The 15,598-nt window shown below is 54.9% G+C and carries 13 protein-coding genes; 9 read left to right on the top strand and 4 right to left on the bottom strand.

The genetic code is table 11. The annotated features are described in order from the left end of the window. Positions 1-30 precede the first annotated feature (30 nt). On the top strand, positions 31-831 hold the full coding sequence (gene yigL, locus MWH02_RS14580) for a sugar/pyridoxal phosphate phosphatase YigL (protein ID WP_271460899.1): 801 nt from the start codon (positions 31-33) through the stop codon (positions 829-831). A gap of 33 nt (positions 832-864) precedes the next feature. On the opposite strand, the gene glpT is transcribed toward yigL, so the two are convergent. Next, the gene (gene glpT / locus MWH02_RS14575; protein ID WP_110867929.1) at positions 865-2,205 is read right to left on the bottom strand and encodes a glycerol-3-phosphate transporter; all 1,341 of its coding nucleotides are present in this window, start codon (positions 2,203-2,205) and stop codon (positions 865-867) included. Between the two features lie 336 nt (positions 2,206-2,541). On the opposite strand from glpT, the gene MWH02_RS14570 reads away from it, so the two are divergent. After that, entirely contained in the window at positions 2,542-3,405 is an 864-nt protein-coding gene (locus MWH02_RS14570) for a carboxylate/amino acid/amine transporter (protein WP_101763742.1), read from the top strand. A 133-nt stretch (positions 3,406-3,538) separates the two neighbouring features. On the opposite strand, the gene MWH02_RS14565 is transcribed toward MWH02_RS14570, so the two are convergent. After that, on the bottom strand, positions 3,539-4,018 hold the full coding sequence (locus tag MWH02_RS14565; protein WP_110867931.1) for a YehS family protein: 480 nt from the start codon (positions 4,016-4,018) through the stop codon (positions 3,539-3,541). Positions 4,019-4,111: 93 nt separating this feature from the next. Next, positions 4,112-5,044: an HTH-type transcriptional regulator MetR gene (metR, locus tag MWH02_RS14560; protein WP_192236893.1), complete on the bottom strand. Its 933-nt coding sequence runs from the start codon at positions 5,042-5,044 to the stop codon at positions 4,112-4,114. A gap of 135 nt (positions 5,045-5,179) precedes the next feature. Between metR and metE the strand changes: the two genes are divergently transcribed. Then, positions 5,180-7,450: a 5-methyltetrahydropteroyltriglutamate--homocysteine S-methyltransferase gene (gene metE, locus MWH02_RS14555; protein ID WP_271460898.1), complete on the top strand. Its 2,271-nt coding sequence runs from the start codon at positions 5,180-5,182 to the stop codon at positions 7,448-7,450. A 40-nt stretch (positions 7,451-7,490) separates the two neighbouring features. Here metE and MWH02_RS14550 read toward each other — a convergent pair whose 3' ends face one another. Beyond that, the gene (locus MWH02_RS14550) at positions 7,491-8,327 is read right to left on the bottom strand and encodes a dienelactone hydrolase family protein (protein ID WP_192414432.1); all 837 of its coding nucleotides are present in this window, start codon (positions 8,325-8,327) and stop codon (positions 7,491-7,493) included. 301 nt (positions 8,328-8,628) lie between these two features. On the opposite strand from MWH02_RS14550, the gene udp reads away from it, so the two are divergent. The 6 genes from udp (at position 8,629) to ubiB (ending at position 15,554) form a co-directional block, all read left to right on the top strand. Next, positions 8,629-9,390, top strand: a complete 762-nt coding sequence (udp, locus tag MWH02_RS14545) for a uridine phosphorylase (RefSeq protein ID WP_008105797.1) — start codon at positions 8,629-8,631, stop codon at positions 9,388-9,390. Positions 9,391-9,489: 99 nt separating this feature from the next. Continuing rightward, positions 9,490-10,761 (top strand): tetratricopeptide repeat protein, encoded by a 1,272-nt coding sequence (locus MWH02_RS14540; RefSeq protein ID WP_271460897.1) that lies wholly within the window; start codon positions 9,490-9,492, stop codon positions 10,759-10,761. 201 nt (positions 10,762-10,962) lie between these two features. Further along, positions 10,963-12,474, top strand: a complete 1,512-nt coding sequence (gene rmuC / locus MWH02_RS14535; RefSeq protein WP_271460896.1) for a DNA recombination protein RmuC — start codon at positions 10,963-10,965, stop codon at positions 12,472-12,474. Positions 12,475-12,549: 75 nt separating this feature from the next. Then, positions 12,550-13,308, top strand: a complete 759-nt coding sequence (ubiE, locus tag MWH02_RS14530) for a bifunctional demethylmenaquinone methyltransferase/2-methoxy-6-polyprenyl-1,4-benzoquinol methylase UbiE (RefSeq protein WP_008105805.1) — start codon at positions 12,550-12,552, stop codon at positions 13,306-13,308. Between the two features lie 6 nt (positions 13,309-13,314). Then, the gene (gene ubiJ / locus MWH02_RS14525) at positions 13,315-13,920 is read left to right on the top strand and encodes a ubiquinone biosynthesis protein UbiJ (RefSeq protein ID WP_271460895.1); all 606 of its coding nucleotides are present in this window, start codon (positions 13,315-13,317) and stop codon (positions 13,918-13,920) included. Then, the gene (gene ubiB / locus MWH02_RS14520; protein WP_101763734.1) at positions 13,917-15,554 is read left to right on the top strand and encodes a ubiquinone biosynthesis regulatory protein kinase UbiB; all 1,638 of its coding nucleotides are present in this window, start codon (positions 13,917-13,919) and stop codon (positions 15,552-15,554) included. Before ubiJ ends, ubiB begins: the two co-directional genes overlap by 4 nt. The last annotated feature ends 44 nt before the right edge of the window (positions 15,555-15,598 follow it).

Genomic DNA, 15,598 nt, shown 5'->3' with positions numbered 1-15,598 from the left:
TACTTTCCGATATCAACACCCGAGGTTTACATGTATCACATCGTCGCATCCGACCTGGATGGCACGCTGCTCTCTCCGGACCACCGCCTGACGCCGTTCGCTCGCACCACGCTGCAGGAACTGGTGGCGCGTGACATCCACTTTGTTTTTGCCACCGGCCGTCACTATATCGACGTCGGACAGATGCGCGATAAGCTCGGTATTCCAGCTTACATGATCACGTCTAATGGCGCACGCGTGCACAACGCCGCAGGTGAACTGGTGTTCAGCCACAATCTTGACGCCGACATCGCCAGCGATCTGTATGGCCTGCAATATCATGACGAGCATATCCTGACGCACGTCTATCGCGACGATGAGTGGTTCATGAGCCGTCATCGCCCGGATGAGCAGGACTATTTCCGTGAATCGGTGTTTAACTATCAGGTTTACCAGCCGGGCATGCTGCCGACTGATGGCATCAGCAAAGTGTTCTTCACCTGCGAAGAGCCGGAGCGGTTGATTCCCATGGAGCAGGCGATTGAAGCGCGCTGGGGCGATCGCGTGAATGTCAGCTTCTCGCTGCCAACGTGTCTGGAAGTGATGGCGGGCGGCGTTTCCAAAGGCCACGCGCTGGAAGCGGTAGCGAAACAGCTCGGCCACTCGCTGAAAGCGTGCATCGCCTTTGGCGACGGCATGAATGATGTGGAGATGCTCAGCATGTCGGGTAAAGGCTGCATCATGCGCAATGCGCAGCAGCGTTTGAAAGATACCTTGCCGACGCTGGAAGTGATTGGCAGCAACGCGGATGACGCCGTGCCGCACACGCTGCGTAAACTGTTCCTCGCCTAGAAAAAAGGGCCGGTCACCACCGGCCCTTTTTCGTTATGCCAGCTGTTTCTTGTGCTTGTGCTCACTGACCATGGTGAGCAGCAGCAGAATCACTGCCAGCACCGATCCGCCAATCATCACAATGAATCCGCCGTCCCAGCCGAAATAATCCACGGTGTAACCGACAATCGCACTCGCCGCAACCGATCCGCCGAGATAGCCAAACAGCCCGGTAAAGCCGGCTGCCGTTCCGGCCGCTTTTTTCGGTGCCAGTTCCAGCGCGTGCAAGCCAATCAGCATCACAGGACCGTAAATCAGGAAACCGATCACAATCATGCACAGCATGTCGATGCCTGGATTGCCTGGAGGATTCAGCCAGTACACCACGGTGGCGATGGTCACCAGCGTCATAAAGAACACGCCGGTTGCGCCACGGTTGCCGCGGAACACTTTGTCCGACATCCAGCCGCACAGCAGCGTGCCGGGAATACCGGCATATTCGTAAAAGAAGTAGGCCCACGAGGATTTATCCAGCGTGAAGTGCTTCACCTCTTTCAGGTAGGTCGGCGACCAGTCGAGAATGCCGTAACGCAGCAGGTATACAAACACGTTCGCCAGTGCGATGTACCACAGCAGCTTGTTGGGCAGAATGTACTGCATGAAAATCTGCTTCGCCGTCAGCTCCTGCTCGTGATCCTCGTTGTAATCCGGCGGATAATCATTTTTCCACGCTTCAATCGGCGGTAAACCGCAAGATTGTGGTGTGTCACGCATCAAGGCGAAGGCAATAATCGCGATGAGGATGGCGCCAAACGCCGGCATATACAGCGCGGCTTTCCAGTCGTTAAACCACGCCATGCCGAGCAGGAACAGCAGCGGAGGAATACCGCCACCGACGTTATGCGCGCAGTTCCACACCGACACAATTCCGCCGCGCTCTTTCTGCGACCACCAGTGCACCATGGTGCGTCCGCACGGCGGCCAGCCCATGCCCTGGAACCAGCCGCACAGGAACAGCAGCACAAACATCACCATGATGCTGGAGGTGGCCCACGGCACGAATCCCATCACCAGCATCACCGCTGCGGCAAGGATCAATCCGGCGGGCAAAAACACGCGCGGATTCGAGCGGTCTGAGACCGAGCCCATAATGAATTTCGAGAAGCCGTAAGCGATGGAAATGCCCGATAGCGCAAAGCCGAGATCGCCGCGCGAGAAGCCTTGTTCCACCAGATAAGGCATTGCCAGCGCAAAGTTTTTACGCACCAAATAGTAGGCGGCATAGCCAAAAAATATTCCCAGGAAAATCTGCCAGCGCAGACGACGATAAAGCGGATCAACACGATCATCGGCCACTTGTGGGCGATGCGGTGCAGGTTTGAAAATACTCAACATGAGTGTGGCCCTCCAGGGCGCGATATAGTTATGAGTTCCCAGCAGGTTGGGGCAAAAACAGGCAGTAAAAATGGCAAAGCGAAGTTTCCATTTCGCGCAAAGGATAGTGATGGTCACGCGCAGTTACTGTGACATGTGACACATATGTTACAGTTTTATGACAATTGAGAGCGAAAAAAACCAGGAAATGTTGTATTTCGCGCATTTTTAGCCGGTCGTAAAAATGAGGTTCGAAAATTATTCGTCGTTATTTTATCCACTTGTAAACCAGATAGTTCACCCCGATTTCGACAGTTTGTTTACACTAGCGCCACTGTTCATTTTGAGATCGTTACCGTGCCGTTACTGATCGTTACCACCATTCTGTGGGCCTTTTCCTTCAGTTTGATCGGGGAATACCTCGCAGGTCAGGTGGATTCCTGGTTCTCTGTTTTGATGCGTCTGGCGCTCGCCGCCATCGTTTTCCTGCCGTTCCTGCGCTGGCGCGGTTACCGTGCTTCCACCATCCTGCTGTATATGCTGGTGGGCATGCTGCAGCTTGGCATCATGTATTTATTAAGCTTTGAGGCTTATCTGTATCTCAGCGTGACCGAGTTCCTGCTGTTCACCGTGATGACGCCGCTGTATGTCACGCTGATCTACGATTTGCTCAGCCGACGTCCGCTGCGTATCGGCTATGCCTTCAGCGCGCTACTGGCGGTAATCGGTGCGGCGATTATTCGTTATGACAAAGTCAGCGACCATTTCTGGTTCGGCTTGCTGCTGGTACAGGCGGCAAACATCTGCTTCGCCATCGGCATGGTGGGCTACAAACGCCTGCAGGAAACTCGCCCGATGCCGCAGCACACCGCATTTTCGTGGTTCTATCTGGGCGCGGTGATGATCGCGGTGATCGCCTGGAGCTTGTGGGGCAATCCGAACAAACTGCCGACCACGTCGCTGCAGTGGGGCATTCTGGTGTGGCTGGGCGTGGCGGCTTCAGGTTTGGGCTACTTCATGTGGAACTACGGCGCTACGCAGGTGGATGCTGGCACGCTGGGTATTATGAACAACATGCATGTGCCAGCGGGCTTGCTGGTGAATCTGGCGATCTGGCAGGAGAAACCGCATTGGCCAAGTTTTCTCGCCGGTGCCGCCGTGATTTTCGCATCCCTTTATGTGCACAAACGCTGGGTATTAGGTAAGAAAAGCAACGCATAGGCTAAAAGGGAAGGGATAGCGCGGCAGTGGAGCAAAGCATCCGAGCCATGGATGGCGAGGCTGATCCACAAGGAAGTGGTTTCCCTTTGCGATCTGCCGCGCTATCCCTGACCCGGCTCGAACAAAGAAGCGATTAACCCTTCTTAGCCGGCGCCGGACGATGAATCATCGTCAAACCTTTCAGGAAATTACGCAGAATCTGGTCACCGCATTCGCGGAAATTCTTATGATCCGGGTTGCGGAAAATCGCGCCAACTTCAGCCTGTGAGATCTTAAAGTTCGCTTTCAGCAGCACATCCGGAATATCGGTGGTCTTCAGCTCAAAGGCGATACGCAATTTCTTCATGAAAATGTTGTTATTCATGCGGCGCTCAATCGAAGGTGCGGGCGCATCTTCACTCTTACCGCGACGGTAAAAAATCAGACCGTTAAGGAAATAGCCCATCAATACATCTGGCAGCTTGCGAAACGCGGCATCGTCATCTTTCTTCATCCACGCCTGCACGTCTTCCAGCGGCACTTCACTTCCTGCCAGGGCAAAAATCTCCACCACTTTGCTATCGCTCAAATCCAGCATATAGCGCACGCTGCGCAGAACATCGTTACTCATCATGGTGAAACTCTCTTGGTCGCGGGTTGAGGCGGCGCATTATAGAGCAGGCGGGGCAGGGATAACAGCGCGGGCGACTTTCGCCGCCCAACAACATCAGGATGAGGTGGTTTGAAGTGAGCCGGGACGCGCGGCATCGCGCACAAAGGGCAGATGTTCACAGGCGTGCTGACGGGCAAACCGCACAAAGGCTTCCATTACCGGCTGACGCTGCTCGCCTTCGCGTACGGCGGCATACAAGCGGCTCCACAAACCATTTCCTAAGGTTTTGGTCACCACCAACCCCTGCTGCTCAAAATTCTCTACCACCCAATGTGGCAGCGCGGCGATGCCCATACGCGCCGACACCATCTGAATCAGCAGCAGCGTGTTATCCACGCTCTTCAAGGCTGGACTGACGCCCGCAGGCTGCAGGAAATGGCGCCACACATCCAAACGCTGACGCTGCACCGGATAAATCATCAGCACTTCATCGGCCATATCTTCCGGGGCAATGTGCTCAAGCTGCGCCAAAGGATGATCCGGTGCCATCACCAAACGCACTTCAAAATCGAACATCGGTGAATAAAACAATCCACTGCGCGGCAAAATATCGGAGGTCAACACGACATCCAGCTCGCCCTGTTGCAACGCGGGTTGCGGATCAAAGGTCACGCCGGATTTGAAATCCATCACCACCTGCGGCCAGCTCTGGCGGAAATTATTTAGCGCGGGCGTCAGCCACTGAATACAGCTGTGACACTCAATGGCGATACGCAACGTGGCCTGATGCGGCTCATGACACGCCTGCAAAGCCTGCTGAATCTGCGGTAAAACCTGCTCAGCCAACTGCAGCAAAATCTCTCCCTGCGGCGTAAAACGCAGCGGCTGGCTTTTACGCACAAACAGGCGAAAACCCAGCCGCTGCTCCAGATCGCTGAACTGGTGGGATAACGCCGATTGCGTCTGATGAAGCTGGGAGGCGGCGGCAGCTAACGAGCCGGTGTTCCGTAACGCCTGCAGCGTCCGCAGGTGTTTGAGTTCGATCATGAGAATCCTTCACATCGAGATTGAACAAATTGCGCTTGAGGAACATACAGTACCCGCAGATTATGGCGGTGTAAACATCTGGACGGCTAAACATCTCTGCCCCCTATTCAGTTAAGAATATCTGGAGAACAGAAAATGACCATTCTGAACCACACTCTCGGTTTCCCTCGCGTTGGATTGCGTCGTGAATTGAAAAAAGCACAGGAAAGCTATTGGGCAGGTAAAAGCTCACAGGAAGAGCTACTGGCGGTGGGGCGCGAACTGCGCGCCCGTCACTGGCAACAGCAGAAAGAGGCGGGCGTGGATCTGCTGCCAGTGGGCGATTTCGCCTGGTACGATCACGTGCTCACCACCAGCCTGCTGCTGGGTAACGTGCCAGCTCGCCACCAAAATCAGGATGGATCGGTCGATCTCGACACGCTGTTCCGCCTTGGCCGTGGCCGCGCACCAAGCGGTGAACCGGCGGCAGCGGCGGAAATGACCAAATGGTTCAACACCAATTATCACTACATGGTGCCGGAATTCACTCAAGGGCAGCAGTTCAAACTGACCTGGACTCAGTTGCTGGATGAGGTTGATGAAGCGCTGGCGCTCGGGCACAAGATTAAACCGGTGCTGCTGGGTCCGGTTACCTATTTGTGGCTGGGTAAAGTGAAAGTTACGCCGTTCGACCGCCTGTCACTGCTTAAAGACATTCTGCCGGTTTACCAACAGGTGCTGGCTGAACTGAAAAAACGCGGCATCGAATGGGTACAAATCGATGAGCCAGCACTGGCGCTGGAACTGCCGCAAGCGTGGCGCGATGCCTTCAAACCGGCTTACGACGCGCTGCAGGGCGAAAGCAAATTGCTGCTCACCACCTATTTCGACAGCATTGGTCAGAACCTCGACGTGATCAAAGCGCTGCCGGTGCAAGGTCTGCATGTTGACCTGGTTCACGGCAAAGACGACATCCAACAGGTGAACCAGCAGATTCCCGCGGATTGGCTGCTCTCCGTCGGCGTAATCAATGGCCGTAACGTCTGGCGTGCCGATCTCAGCAGCTGGTTTGCACGTCTGCAGCCGCTGGTGGGGCAGCGTCAACAATTGTGGATTGGATCATCCTGCTCGCTGCTGCACAGCCCAATCGACTTAAGCGTGGAAACGCGCCTCGATGAGGAAGTGAAAAGCTGGTTCGCCTTTGCTCTGCAGAAGTGCGCTGAGCTTGCACTGCTGAGTCATGCGCTGAACAACAACGATGCCGCTTCGCTGGTTGAGTGGAGCGCACCGATTCGTGCGCGTGCCAACTCCACGCGCGTTCACAATGCCGCAGTCGGCGAGCGTCTGGCGAAAATTCAGGCCAGAGACGTTGAACGTGCCAGCAGCTACTCCGAGCGTGCCAAAGCGCAGCGTCACCGCTTTAATCTGCCAGCGTGGCCGACCACCACCATAGGTTCATTCCCGCAAACCACCGAAATTCGCGGCCTGCGCCTCGACTTTAAAAAAGGCAACATTGATGGTGGAAACTACCGCACTGGCATCGCCGAGCACATCAAACAGGCAATTGTGGAGCAGGAACGGTTGGGCCTCGACGTGCTGGTGCATGGCGAAGCAGAACGTAACGACATGGTGGAATACTTCGGCGAAAACCTCGACGGCTTCGTGTTCACCCAAAACGGCTGGGTACAGAGCTACGGCTCGCGCTGCGTTAAACCGCCGATCATCATCGGCGACGTAAGCCGTCCGCAAGCTATCACCGTTGAGTGGGCGAAGTACGCGCAGTCGCTGACCGATAAACCGGTGAAAGGCATGCTGACCGGTCCAGTGACGATTCTCTGCTGGTCGTTCCCGCGTGAAGATGTAAGCCGGGAAACCATCGCCAAACAGATTGCGCTGGCGCTGCGTGACGAAGTGGAAGATCTGGAAAAAGCCGGTATTGGCATTATTCAGATTGATGAACCGGCACTGCGCGAAGGCCTGCCGCTGCATCAGTCCGATTGGGCGGCGTACCTGACCTGGGCGGTGGATGCGTTCCGTCTCAATGCCGCCGTGGCGCAGAATGAAACCCAGATCCATACCCACATGTGTTACTGCGAGTTCAATGACATCATGGACTCGATTGCCGCGCTGGATGCGGATGTTATCACCATCGAAACCTCACGTTCCGATATGGATCTGCTGGATACCTTTAAGGAGTTCGACTATCCCAACGAAATCGGTCCGGGCGTGTATGACATTCACTCACCAAACGTGCCGAGCGTGGAGTGGATGGAAGAGTTGCTGCGTAAAGCGGCGCAGAGCATCCCGGCAGAGCGTCTGTGGGTTAACCCGGATTGTGGCCTAAAAACGCGTGGCTGGACGGAAACCCGTCAGGCGCTGGCGAACATGGTAAAAGCGGCGCAAAACCTGCGAGGTGAAACGGCTTAGTCGCTGTAAATGAGATTGGGGCGCCACGCGCCCCTTTTTATTATGCGTTCGGCGCTACGCCATGCTGCGCGAACCATGCCAGCATGCGTTGCCAGCCATCTTTGGCGGAATCGGCGTGATAGCTCGTACGATAATCCGCGTTGAAAGCATGTCCCGCATCCGGATACACCACGATCTCCGCTTTAGCATTGGCGGCGTGCAGCGCCTGTCGCATCTTATCAATGCTCTCCAGCGGGATGCTCTCATCCTGACCACCGTAAAGGCCCAGCACCGGTGCGTTGAGATCCACCGCGATATCGATCGGATGCTTCTGCTGCTTCAGCGTCTTCTCACCGTCTAAGCGTCCATACCACGCCACCGCTGCACGCACCTGCGGATTGTGCGCGGCAAACAGCCAGCTAATACGTCCGCCCCAGCAGAAACCGGTAATCGCCAGGCGACGGATATCACCATCGTGGCGCGTGGCCCAGTTGGCCACATGATCGAGATCGGACAACACTTGCGAATCCGGAACTTTACTCACCAGCTCTTTAAACAGCGTGGGAATGTCGTGGTAATCGTTGGGATCGCCCTCGCGGAAATAGAGTTCCGGAGCGATGGCCAGATAACCTTCCAGCGCCAGACGGCGGCAGACATCGCGGATATGCTCGTGCACGCCGAAAATCTCCTGCACCACCAACACAACCGGCAAGGTGCCTTGATACTCTTTTGGTCGTGCGTAATAGGCAGGCAGGTTTTCGCCCTGGCTCGCAACTGAGGTCTCGCCAGCATGAATCGCGTCGCTGCCGGTAATAATGGTGCTGCTTGCGGTGGGCTGAACGGCCGGTGCAAAGCCGCCGGGTGCCGTTTTTTGTGCCATATTGTCTTCGGTTTTCATTGTTCTCTCCGTGCTAGCAAATGCGCAATCACGTAACTATAGCCTGGCGAAGTGAAGCAAGGCTGTCGTAGGGTACAGAGGGATTTTTTCACGTGTGCTGCTTCTCTATTAACATTGCCACCAACACTTACACAGCACCGCTTGTAGCAATTCAGAATTGCACAGCGTGAATGTGTGATTTATGTCACATAATGTTTTTCTGATAATGTAAGTTTCATTATCGATGGTGAATTGAGTCACATATTTATGCCGCCTGCTCACGTAGAGTGGCGCGCTCATCCCCAATTATCAGGAGTCTGTTATGGCCCAGTCTGACGTTTTCCACCTTGGCATTACTAAAGCTGATTTGAAAGGAGCCACGTTGGCCATCGTGCCTGGCGATCCTGAGCGCGTAAAGAAAATCGCCGCGTTGATGGACAATCCACAGCATCTGGCTTCACACCGTGAATTCACTACCTATCTGGCTGAAGTGGATGGCAAACCGGTTGTGGTGTGCTCCACTGGTATCGGCGGACCTTCTACCTCAATTGCGGTTGAAGAGCTGGCGCAACTGGGTGTGCGCACCTTCCTGCGCGTTGGCACCACCGGCGCTATCCAGCCGCATATTAATGTGGGCGATGTGCTGGTCACTACCGCTTCGGTACGCCTCGACGGTGCCAGCCTGCACTTTGCGCCGATGGAGTTCCCGGCCGTGGCTGATTTCACCTGCACCACCGCGCTGGTGGCAGCGGCAGAAGCGTGCGGCGCGAAAACCCACATTGGTATTACCGCCTCATCTGACACCTTCTATCCAGGCCAGGAACGCTACGACACTTTCTCCGGTCGCGTGGTGAATCGCTTCCAGGGCTCAATGGAAGAGTGGCAGCAAATGGGCGTCCTCAACTATGAGATGGAATCCGCTACACTGTTAACCATGTGCGCCAGTCAGGGACTGCGTGCCGGCATGGTGGCTGGCGTCATCGTTAACCGTACGCAAAAAGAGATCCCGGATGCCGCGACCATGAAGCAGACCGAAAGTGATGCGGTGAAAATTGTGGTTGAAGCCGCGCGTCGCTTAATTTAGTGCGCCAGTCAGGGATGAATTCGAGACCAGGCTTATAAGGAATCCCGCAACTTCCTGATTAGAATGCGCGCAATTTCAGCAGCTACTGAGAAATTTCTTATGCGCAAAATGGTTTCTGTCTCACGTCCCAATTTCATGAATAATCCCGCTACTGCACAATCACGCGTTGAAGGTGCAGCAGCGAGATTTCGCCAGGCGATGGCGGCGAATAATTATCCTCTTGCGCGTCAATGCTGTGAAGAAGTGCTGCGCGTCTTGCCCCATCATATGCAGGTGCTCAGCGACTACGCGCTCACCCTGATGCGCGTTGGCGAATACAAAAAATCTTATAAAATTTACCAGAAGATTTACCAGGCTCCGGCCGCGCAGCGTGCACAGGCATCGGAAACCTGGCTGGATGGATTAACCGAAGTGTGCGGCTGGTTGAATAAAGAAGATGAAGCGGCACGTTACGGCCTCGAATCGCTGCAAAAATCTGATGTGACTTTCAGTAAAGGGGCGAAAGTCGCCTTCCCTTCTGAGACACCACCGCCGATCAACCGCAGTAATCCGGCAGAAAATATCATCTCCTTTAGCCTGTATGGCAGTCAGCCACGCTACTGCGAAACCTTGATTAAAAACATCGAAGTGGCGCGCGAGCTTTATCCCGACTGGATCTGCCGCGTCTATCTCGACGACAGCGTGCCGCAGCACGTCTGGCAGCGCCTGACGCAGCCAAACACCCAACTGGTGGATATGTCGCATGAGAAAACTATCTTCCCAACGCTGTGGCGTTTCCTGGTGATGGACGATGACAGCGTCAAACGCTACATCGTGCGTGATGCGGATTCGTTGCTGTCCGAGCGCGAAGTCGTGGCGGTAGAAGCCTGGCTGACTTCGCCTTACTGGTTCCATCATATGCGCGATTACTTCTCGCATACCGAGCTGCTGCTGGCGGGCATGTGGGGCGGCTGCCACGGCGTGTTCCATAACGTTGAGCAGCAGATGCGTGACTTTATTGCGCAATATGAAGGCAGCGAACGCTTTACCGATCAGTACTTCCTTAAAGTGGCGCTGTGGCCGACGGTACGTGAGAGCATCTTGAATCATGACGATATTTTCCGCTTCCATCATGCGCAACCGTGGCCGGCGCATCAGCCGATTCGCTGGCAAACCGACAGCTTCCACGTCGGTAGTAACGCCGGTTTTGCCAGCATGGCGGGTCAGGTCGAAAACGCTGAGAACGGCTGGCAGCAGGTTGAGATCACCTACGACGGGAAAAGCTGGACCTATCCGGCCAAAATCCAGGGTGAAACCGAATGGGTGTTGCCGATGCCCTTCTTCCTGATTGATGCGTGGAAAGCGGGCGATCTCACCGTAAAAGCCCTCTAATTAGAGAACGTTTCCCTAAATAATTCGAGTCGCAGGAAGGCGGCAAGCGAGCGAATCTCCGGGAGCTTACATCAGTAAGTGACTGGGGTGAGAACGTGCAGCCAACGCATCTGCGGCTTGAAGTATGAAGGGAAAAAAATCTGGACATTCATACAGTAGAGCTCTACCTTTTCCCTCAGCAAGTCGATCCGCGGGGGGATTATGGATCAGCAACTTATCATTAGCGGCGCGCTGGCGCTGGCCGGTTTGGGCATTGGCTGGATCATTGCTCAACTGCGCGCCGGTCATCAGCATGCCAGCTTCACCACCGAGCGTCGCCTGCTGGAAGAGGCGCAGCAGCGTCAGCAGCAGCAGCTCGAACAGTTACAGCAGCAAATCCAACAACGCGAACAGGAGATGCGCCAGCTACACGGTGCGCTGAGCGGTGCGCAGGAACGTTTGCAGCAGCTTGATTACTGGCGCGGCGAAAGTGAACAACTCAGCCGTGAACTGCGAAATCAGCTGGAAGTGAACAGCGCGCAGGAAGCCGAACTGCGCGAAGTGACCATTCGTCTTGAAGAGACGCGCTACGGTGCAGAAGAGAAGCAGCGACTACTGACCAACAGCGAACAGCGCCTCAGCGCGCAGTTTGAAAATCTCGCCAATCGCATCTTCGAAAACAGCGGGCGGCGCGTCGATGAACAAAACCGTCAAAGCCTGAATAGTCTGATTGGTCCGCTGCGCGAACAGCTGGACGGTTTCCGCCGTCAGGTCACCGACAGCTTTGGCCTGGAAGCGCGTGAACGTCACACGCTGACCCACGAAATTCGCCAGCTACAGCAACTCAACGCACAGATGGCGCAGGAAGCGGTCAATCTTACTAAAGCGCTAAAAGGCGACAATAAAATTCAGGGAAACTGGGGCGAAGTGGTATTGGCCCGTGTGCTGGAAGCGTCTGGCCTGCGTGAAGGTTACGAATACCAAACGCAGGTGAGCGTGCAGCTGGAACAGCAGGGCAGGATGCAACCGGATGTGATCGTGCGTTTGCCGCAGGCTAAAGATGTGGTGATTGACGCCAAAATGACGCTGGTGGCCTACGAGCGCTACTTCAATGCCGACGATGAAGCCACGCGTGAGCAGGCGATTCAGGAACACATTAGCGCCATGCGCGGACACATTCGCCTGCTGAGCCGTAAAGATTACCAACAATTGCCCGGTTTACGCTCTCTGGATTATGTGTTGATGTTTATCCCGGTGGAACCGGCGTTTCTGCTGGCGATTGATCGTCAGCCCGAGCTGATCAGCGAAGCGTTACAGCAGAACATCATGCTGGTTAGTCCCACCACGTTGCTGGTGGCGCTGCGGACTATCAATAATCTCTGGCGTTATGAGCATCAAAGCCGCAACGCACAGCGCATCGCCGACCGGGCAACGCGGCTGTACGACAAAATGCGGCTGTTTGTCGATGACATGAGTGGCATCGGGCACAATCTCGACAAAGCGCAGCAAAGTTATCATCAGGCGATGAAAAAGCTGTCTGAAGGGCGCGGCAATCTGATCGCACAAAGTGAAGCGTTCCGTTCGCTTGGCGTGGAGATCAAACGTCCGATTAATCCGCAACTGGTTGAACAAGCGCAGCCGGAAGAAGCGGATGAAGATTGGGCAGACGATCGCACCGAGGATGAAAACGTTGCAGAACCAACAACAGACTCGCTGCGCCGCATCAACGAATAGCACGGTGGTCGCGTGCTCGTGTAGCGCGACTCTGATACACTTCGGCAAGAATTGTTTGTGGAACAGGTAAAACCGATGGCAGATGAATCACAGCAGGAAACTACCCATTTTGGCTTCCAGACCGTCGCGAAAAGCGAAAAGGCCGATAAAGTTGCGGACGTGTTTCACTCCGTCGCGGCAAAATATGACCTGATGAACGATTTGATGTCGTTTGGCATCCATCGTGTCTGGAAGCGTTTTACCATTGACAGCAGCGGCGTGCGCCGCGGTCAGCGCGTGTTGGATCTGGCGGGTGGTACCGGCGATCTCACGGCAAAATTCTCACGTCTGGTGGGCGAAACCGGCCAGGTTGTGCTGGCAGACATCAACAGCTCGATGCTGAAGATGGGCCGCGAAAAGCTGCGTAATCTCGGCGTGTCGGGCAATGTCAGCTATGTGCAGGCGAATGCCGAAGCGCTGCCGTTCCCGGATAACTACTTCGATTGCATCACCATCTCATTCGGCTTGCGTAACGTGACCGAAAAAGAGAAAGCGCTGGCATCAATGTTCCGCGTGCTGAAGCCAGGCGGACGTCTGCTGGTGCTGGAGTTCTCGAAGCCGCTGCTGGAGCCGCTCAGCAAAGCTTACGATACCTATTCATTCCACATTCTGCCGCGTATTGGTCAGCTGGTGGCGCAAGACGCTGAAAGCTATCGCTATCTGGCGGAGTCGATTCGTATGCATCCCGATCAGGAAACTCTGAAAGCGATGATGAACGATGCGGGCTTTGAAAATACCACCTACTTCAACATGACTGGCGGTATTGTCGCGCTGCATCGCGGATTTAAATTCTAATCCATCATGACTTTAACTCCTCTCATCACCGGCGGTCTTGAGACCGCCCTGAACCGTGTTCTCTATCGCGATCGCAGCCTGAAAGCCGCACGCCAGCGTTTGGCTGGTAAGGTATTGATGCTGCGTCTGCAAGAGCTCGATTTTCCTTTGGTGCTGGTATTTAGCGAATCGCAACTCGATGTGCTGAGTGATTGGCAAGACAACAGCGACTGCACGGTGAGTTTGCGTGTCAGTACTTTGCCGAAACTGCGCGATCGCCAGCAGCTCACCAGCCTGATTCGTAGCGGTGAACTGGAGGTGAATGGCGATTTGCAGGTGGTACAGCAATTCTCCGCGCTGATGGATCTCGCCGAGCTGGATCCGGCGGAATATCTTGCACCGTGGATTGGCGATATCGCTGCGCAAGGCGTAAGCCAGGCCGCACAGCAGGCGCTGAAGTTCGTGCAGCAGCAGTTCATCAGCCGCCAGGATTATCTTGGTCAGGTGCTGACGGAAGAGTGGCGCGTTGCGCCGGGCGCACTGGAACTGGCATGGTTTTGCGAGGAAGTGGAAGCGACAGAACGTTCGCTCAATGCGTTTGAAACGCGTTTGGCACAGCTGGAGGCGAAATGACGCTGGGAGAAATTCGGCGCTTATACTTCATCATCAAGATCTTTCTGACTTACGGCCTTGATGAACTGATTCCCCGCATGCGCTTCACGCTGCTTTTACGCTTGTGGCGGCGCTGCATCTTCTGGATCCCTAACCAACATAAAGATGCTTCCGCCGGCGTGCGCATCCGTTTAGCGATGGAGCAGTTGGGGCCGGTGTGGATCAAATTCGGTCAAATGCTCTCGACGCGTCGCGATCTGTTCCCACCGGCGATTGCCGATGAACTGGCGGTGCTGCAGGACCGCGTTGCGCCATTTGATGGCGTGAAAGCCAAACAGCAGATTGAAAAGTCGATTGGCGGCCCGGTGGAAACCTGGTTTGAAGACTTCGATATCAAACCGCTGGCCTCGGCTTCTATCGCGCAGGTGCATACCGCAACGCTGAAATCCAACGGCCGCGCGGTGGTAATTAAAGTGATTCGTCCCGACATCCTGCCGGTGATCAGAGCCGATATGCGACTGATTTACCGTCTGGCGCGGTGGGTGCCGCGTTTGTTGCCGGATGGTCGTCGTCTGCGTCCGGTAGAAGTGGTGCGCGATTACGAAAAGACCTTAATTGATGAGCTGAATCTGCTGCGTGAAGCGGCGAATGCCATCCAGCTGCGTCGTAACTTTGACCAAAGCCGCATGCTGTATGTGCCGGAAGTGTTTTCTGATTATTGCAGCGAATCGATGATGGTGATGGAACGCATTTACGGCATTCCGATCTCAGATATCGCCACGCTGGAGCAGCACGGCGTTAACATGAAACTGCTGGCCGAGCGCGGTGTGCAGGTATTCTTCACTCAGGTGTTCCGCGACAGCTTCTTCCATGCCGATATGCATCCTGGCAATATCTTCGTCAGCTACGATCACCCGGAAGATCCGCAATATATCGGCATCGACTGCGGTATCGTCGGTTCGCTGAACAAAGAAGATAAGCGCTATCTGGCCGAGAACTTCATCGCCTTCTTTAACCGCGATTACCGCAAAGTGGCCGAGCTGCATGTGGATTCTGGCTGGGTACCGGCCGATACAAACGTCGAAGACTTTGAGTTTGCCATTCGTACCGTATGTGAGCCGATTTTCGAAAAGCCGCTGGCTGAGATTTCGTTTGGCCACGTGCTGCTGAACCTGTTCAACACCGCGCGTCGCTTTAATATGGAAGTGCAGCCGCAGCTGGTGCTGTTGCAGAAGACGCTGCTGTATATTGAAGGGATTGGCCGCCAGCTCTATCCGCAGCTTGACCTGTGGAAAACGGCTAAGCCGTTCCTTGAAGATTGGATCAAAGATCAGATTGGTATCCCGGCGATTTTGCGGGCGGTGAAAGAGAAAGCGCCGTACTGGGCGGAAAAACTGCCGGAGTTGCCGGAGCTATTTTACGACAGCATGCGCCAGCACAAATTATTGAAGCACAGCGTCGATAAACTCGTCACCGATTTAAACGTACAGCGAACACGCAATCATCAGGCGCGCTATCTGTTTGGTGTAGGCGCTACACTGTTATTAAGTGGCACCGCCGTGCTGTTAAGTCGACCGGATTGGGATTTCTTCCCGGCGCTATTAATGGCCGCTGGCATCGTCACCTGGCTTATTGGCTGGCGCAAGACAAACTGATTGTCTGCCTGGTGCAAATCGCGTAATGTCGCAAGCTAAAGCCC

It is taken from the genome of Pantoea leporis, from assembly GCF_028048155.1.
Lineage (GTDB): Bacteria > Pseudomonadota > Gammaproteobacteria > Enterobacterales > Enterobacteriaceae > Pantoea > Pantoea leporis.
Note: the sequence above shows the minus strand (reverse complement) of the source record. Positions and strands in the feature narration are given on the sequence as shown.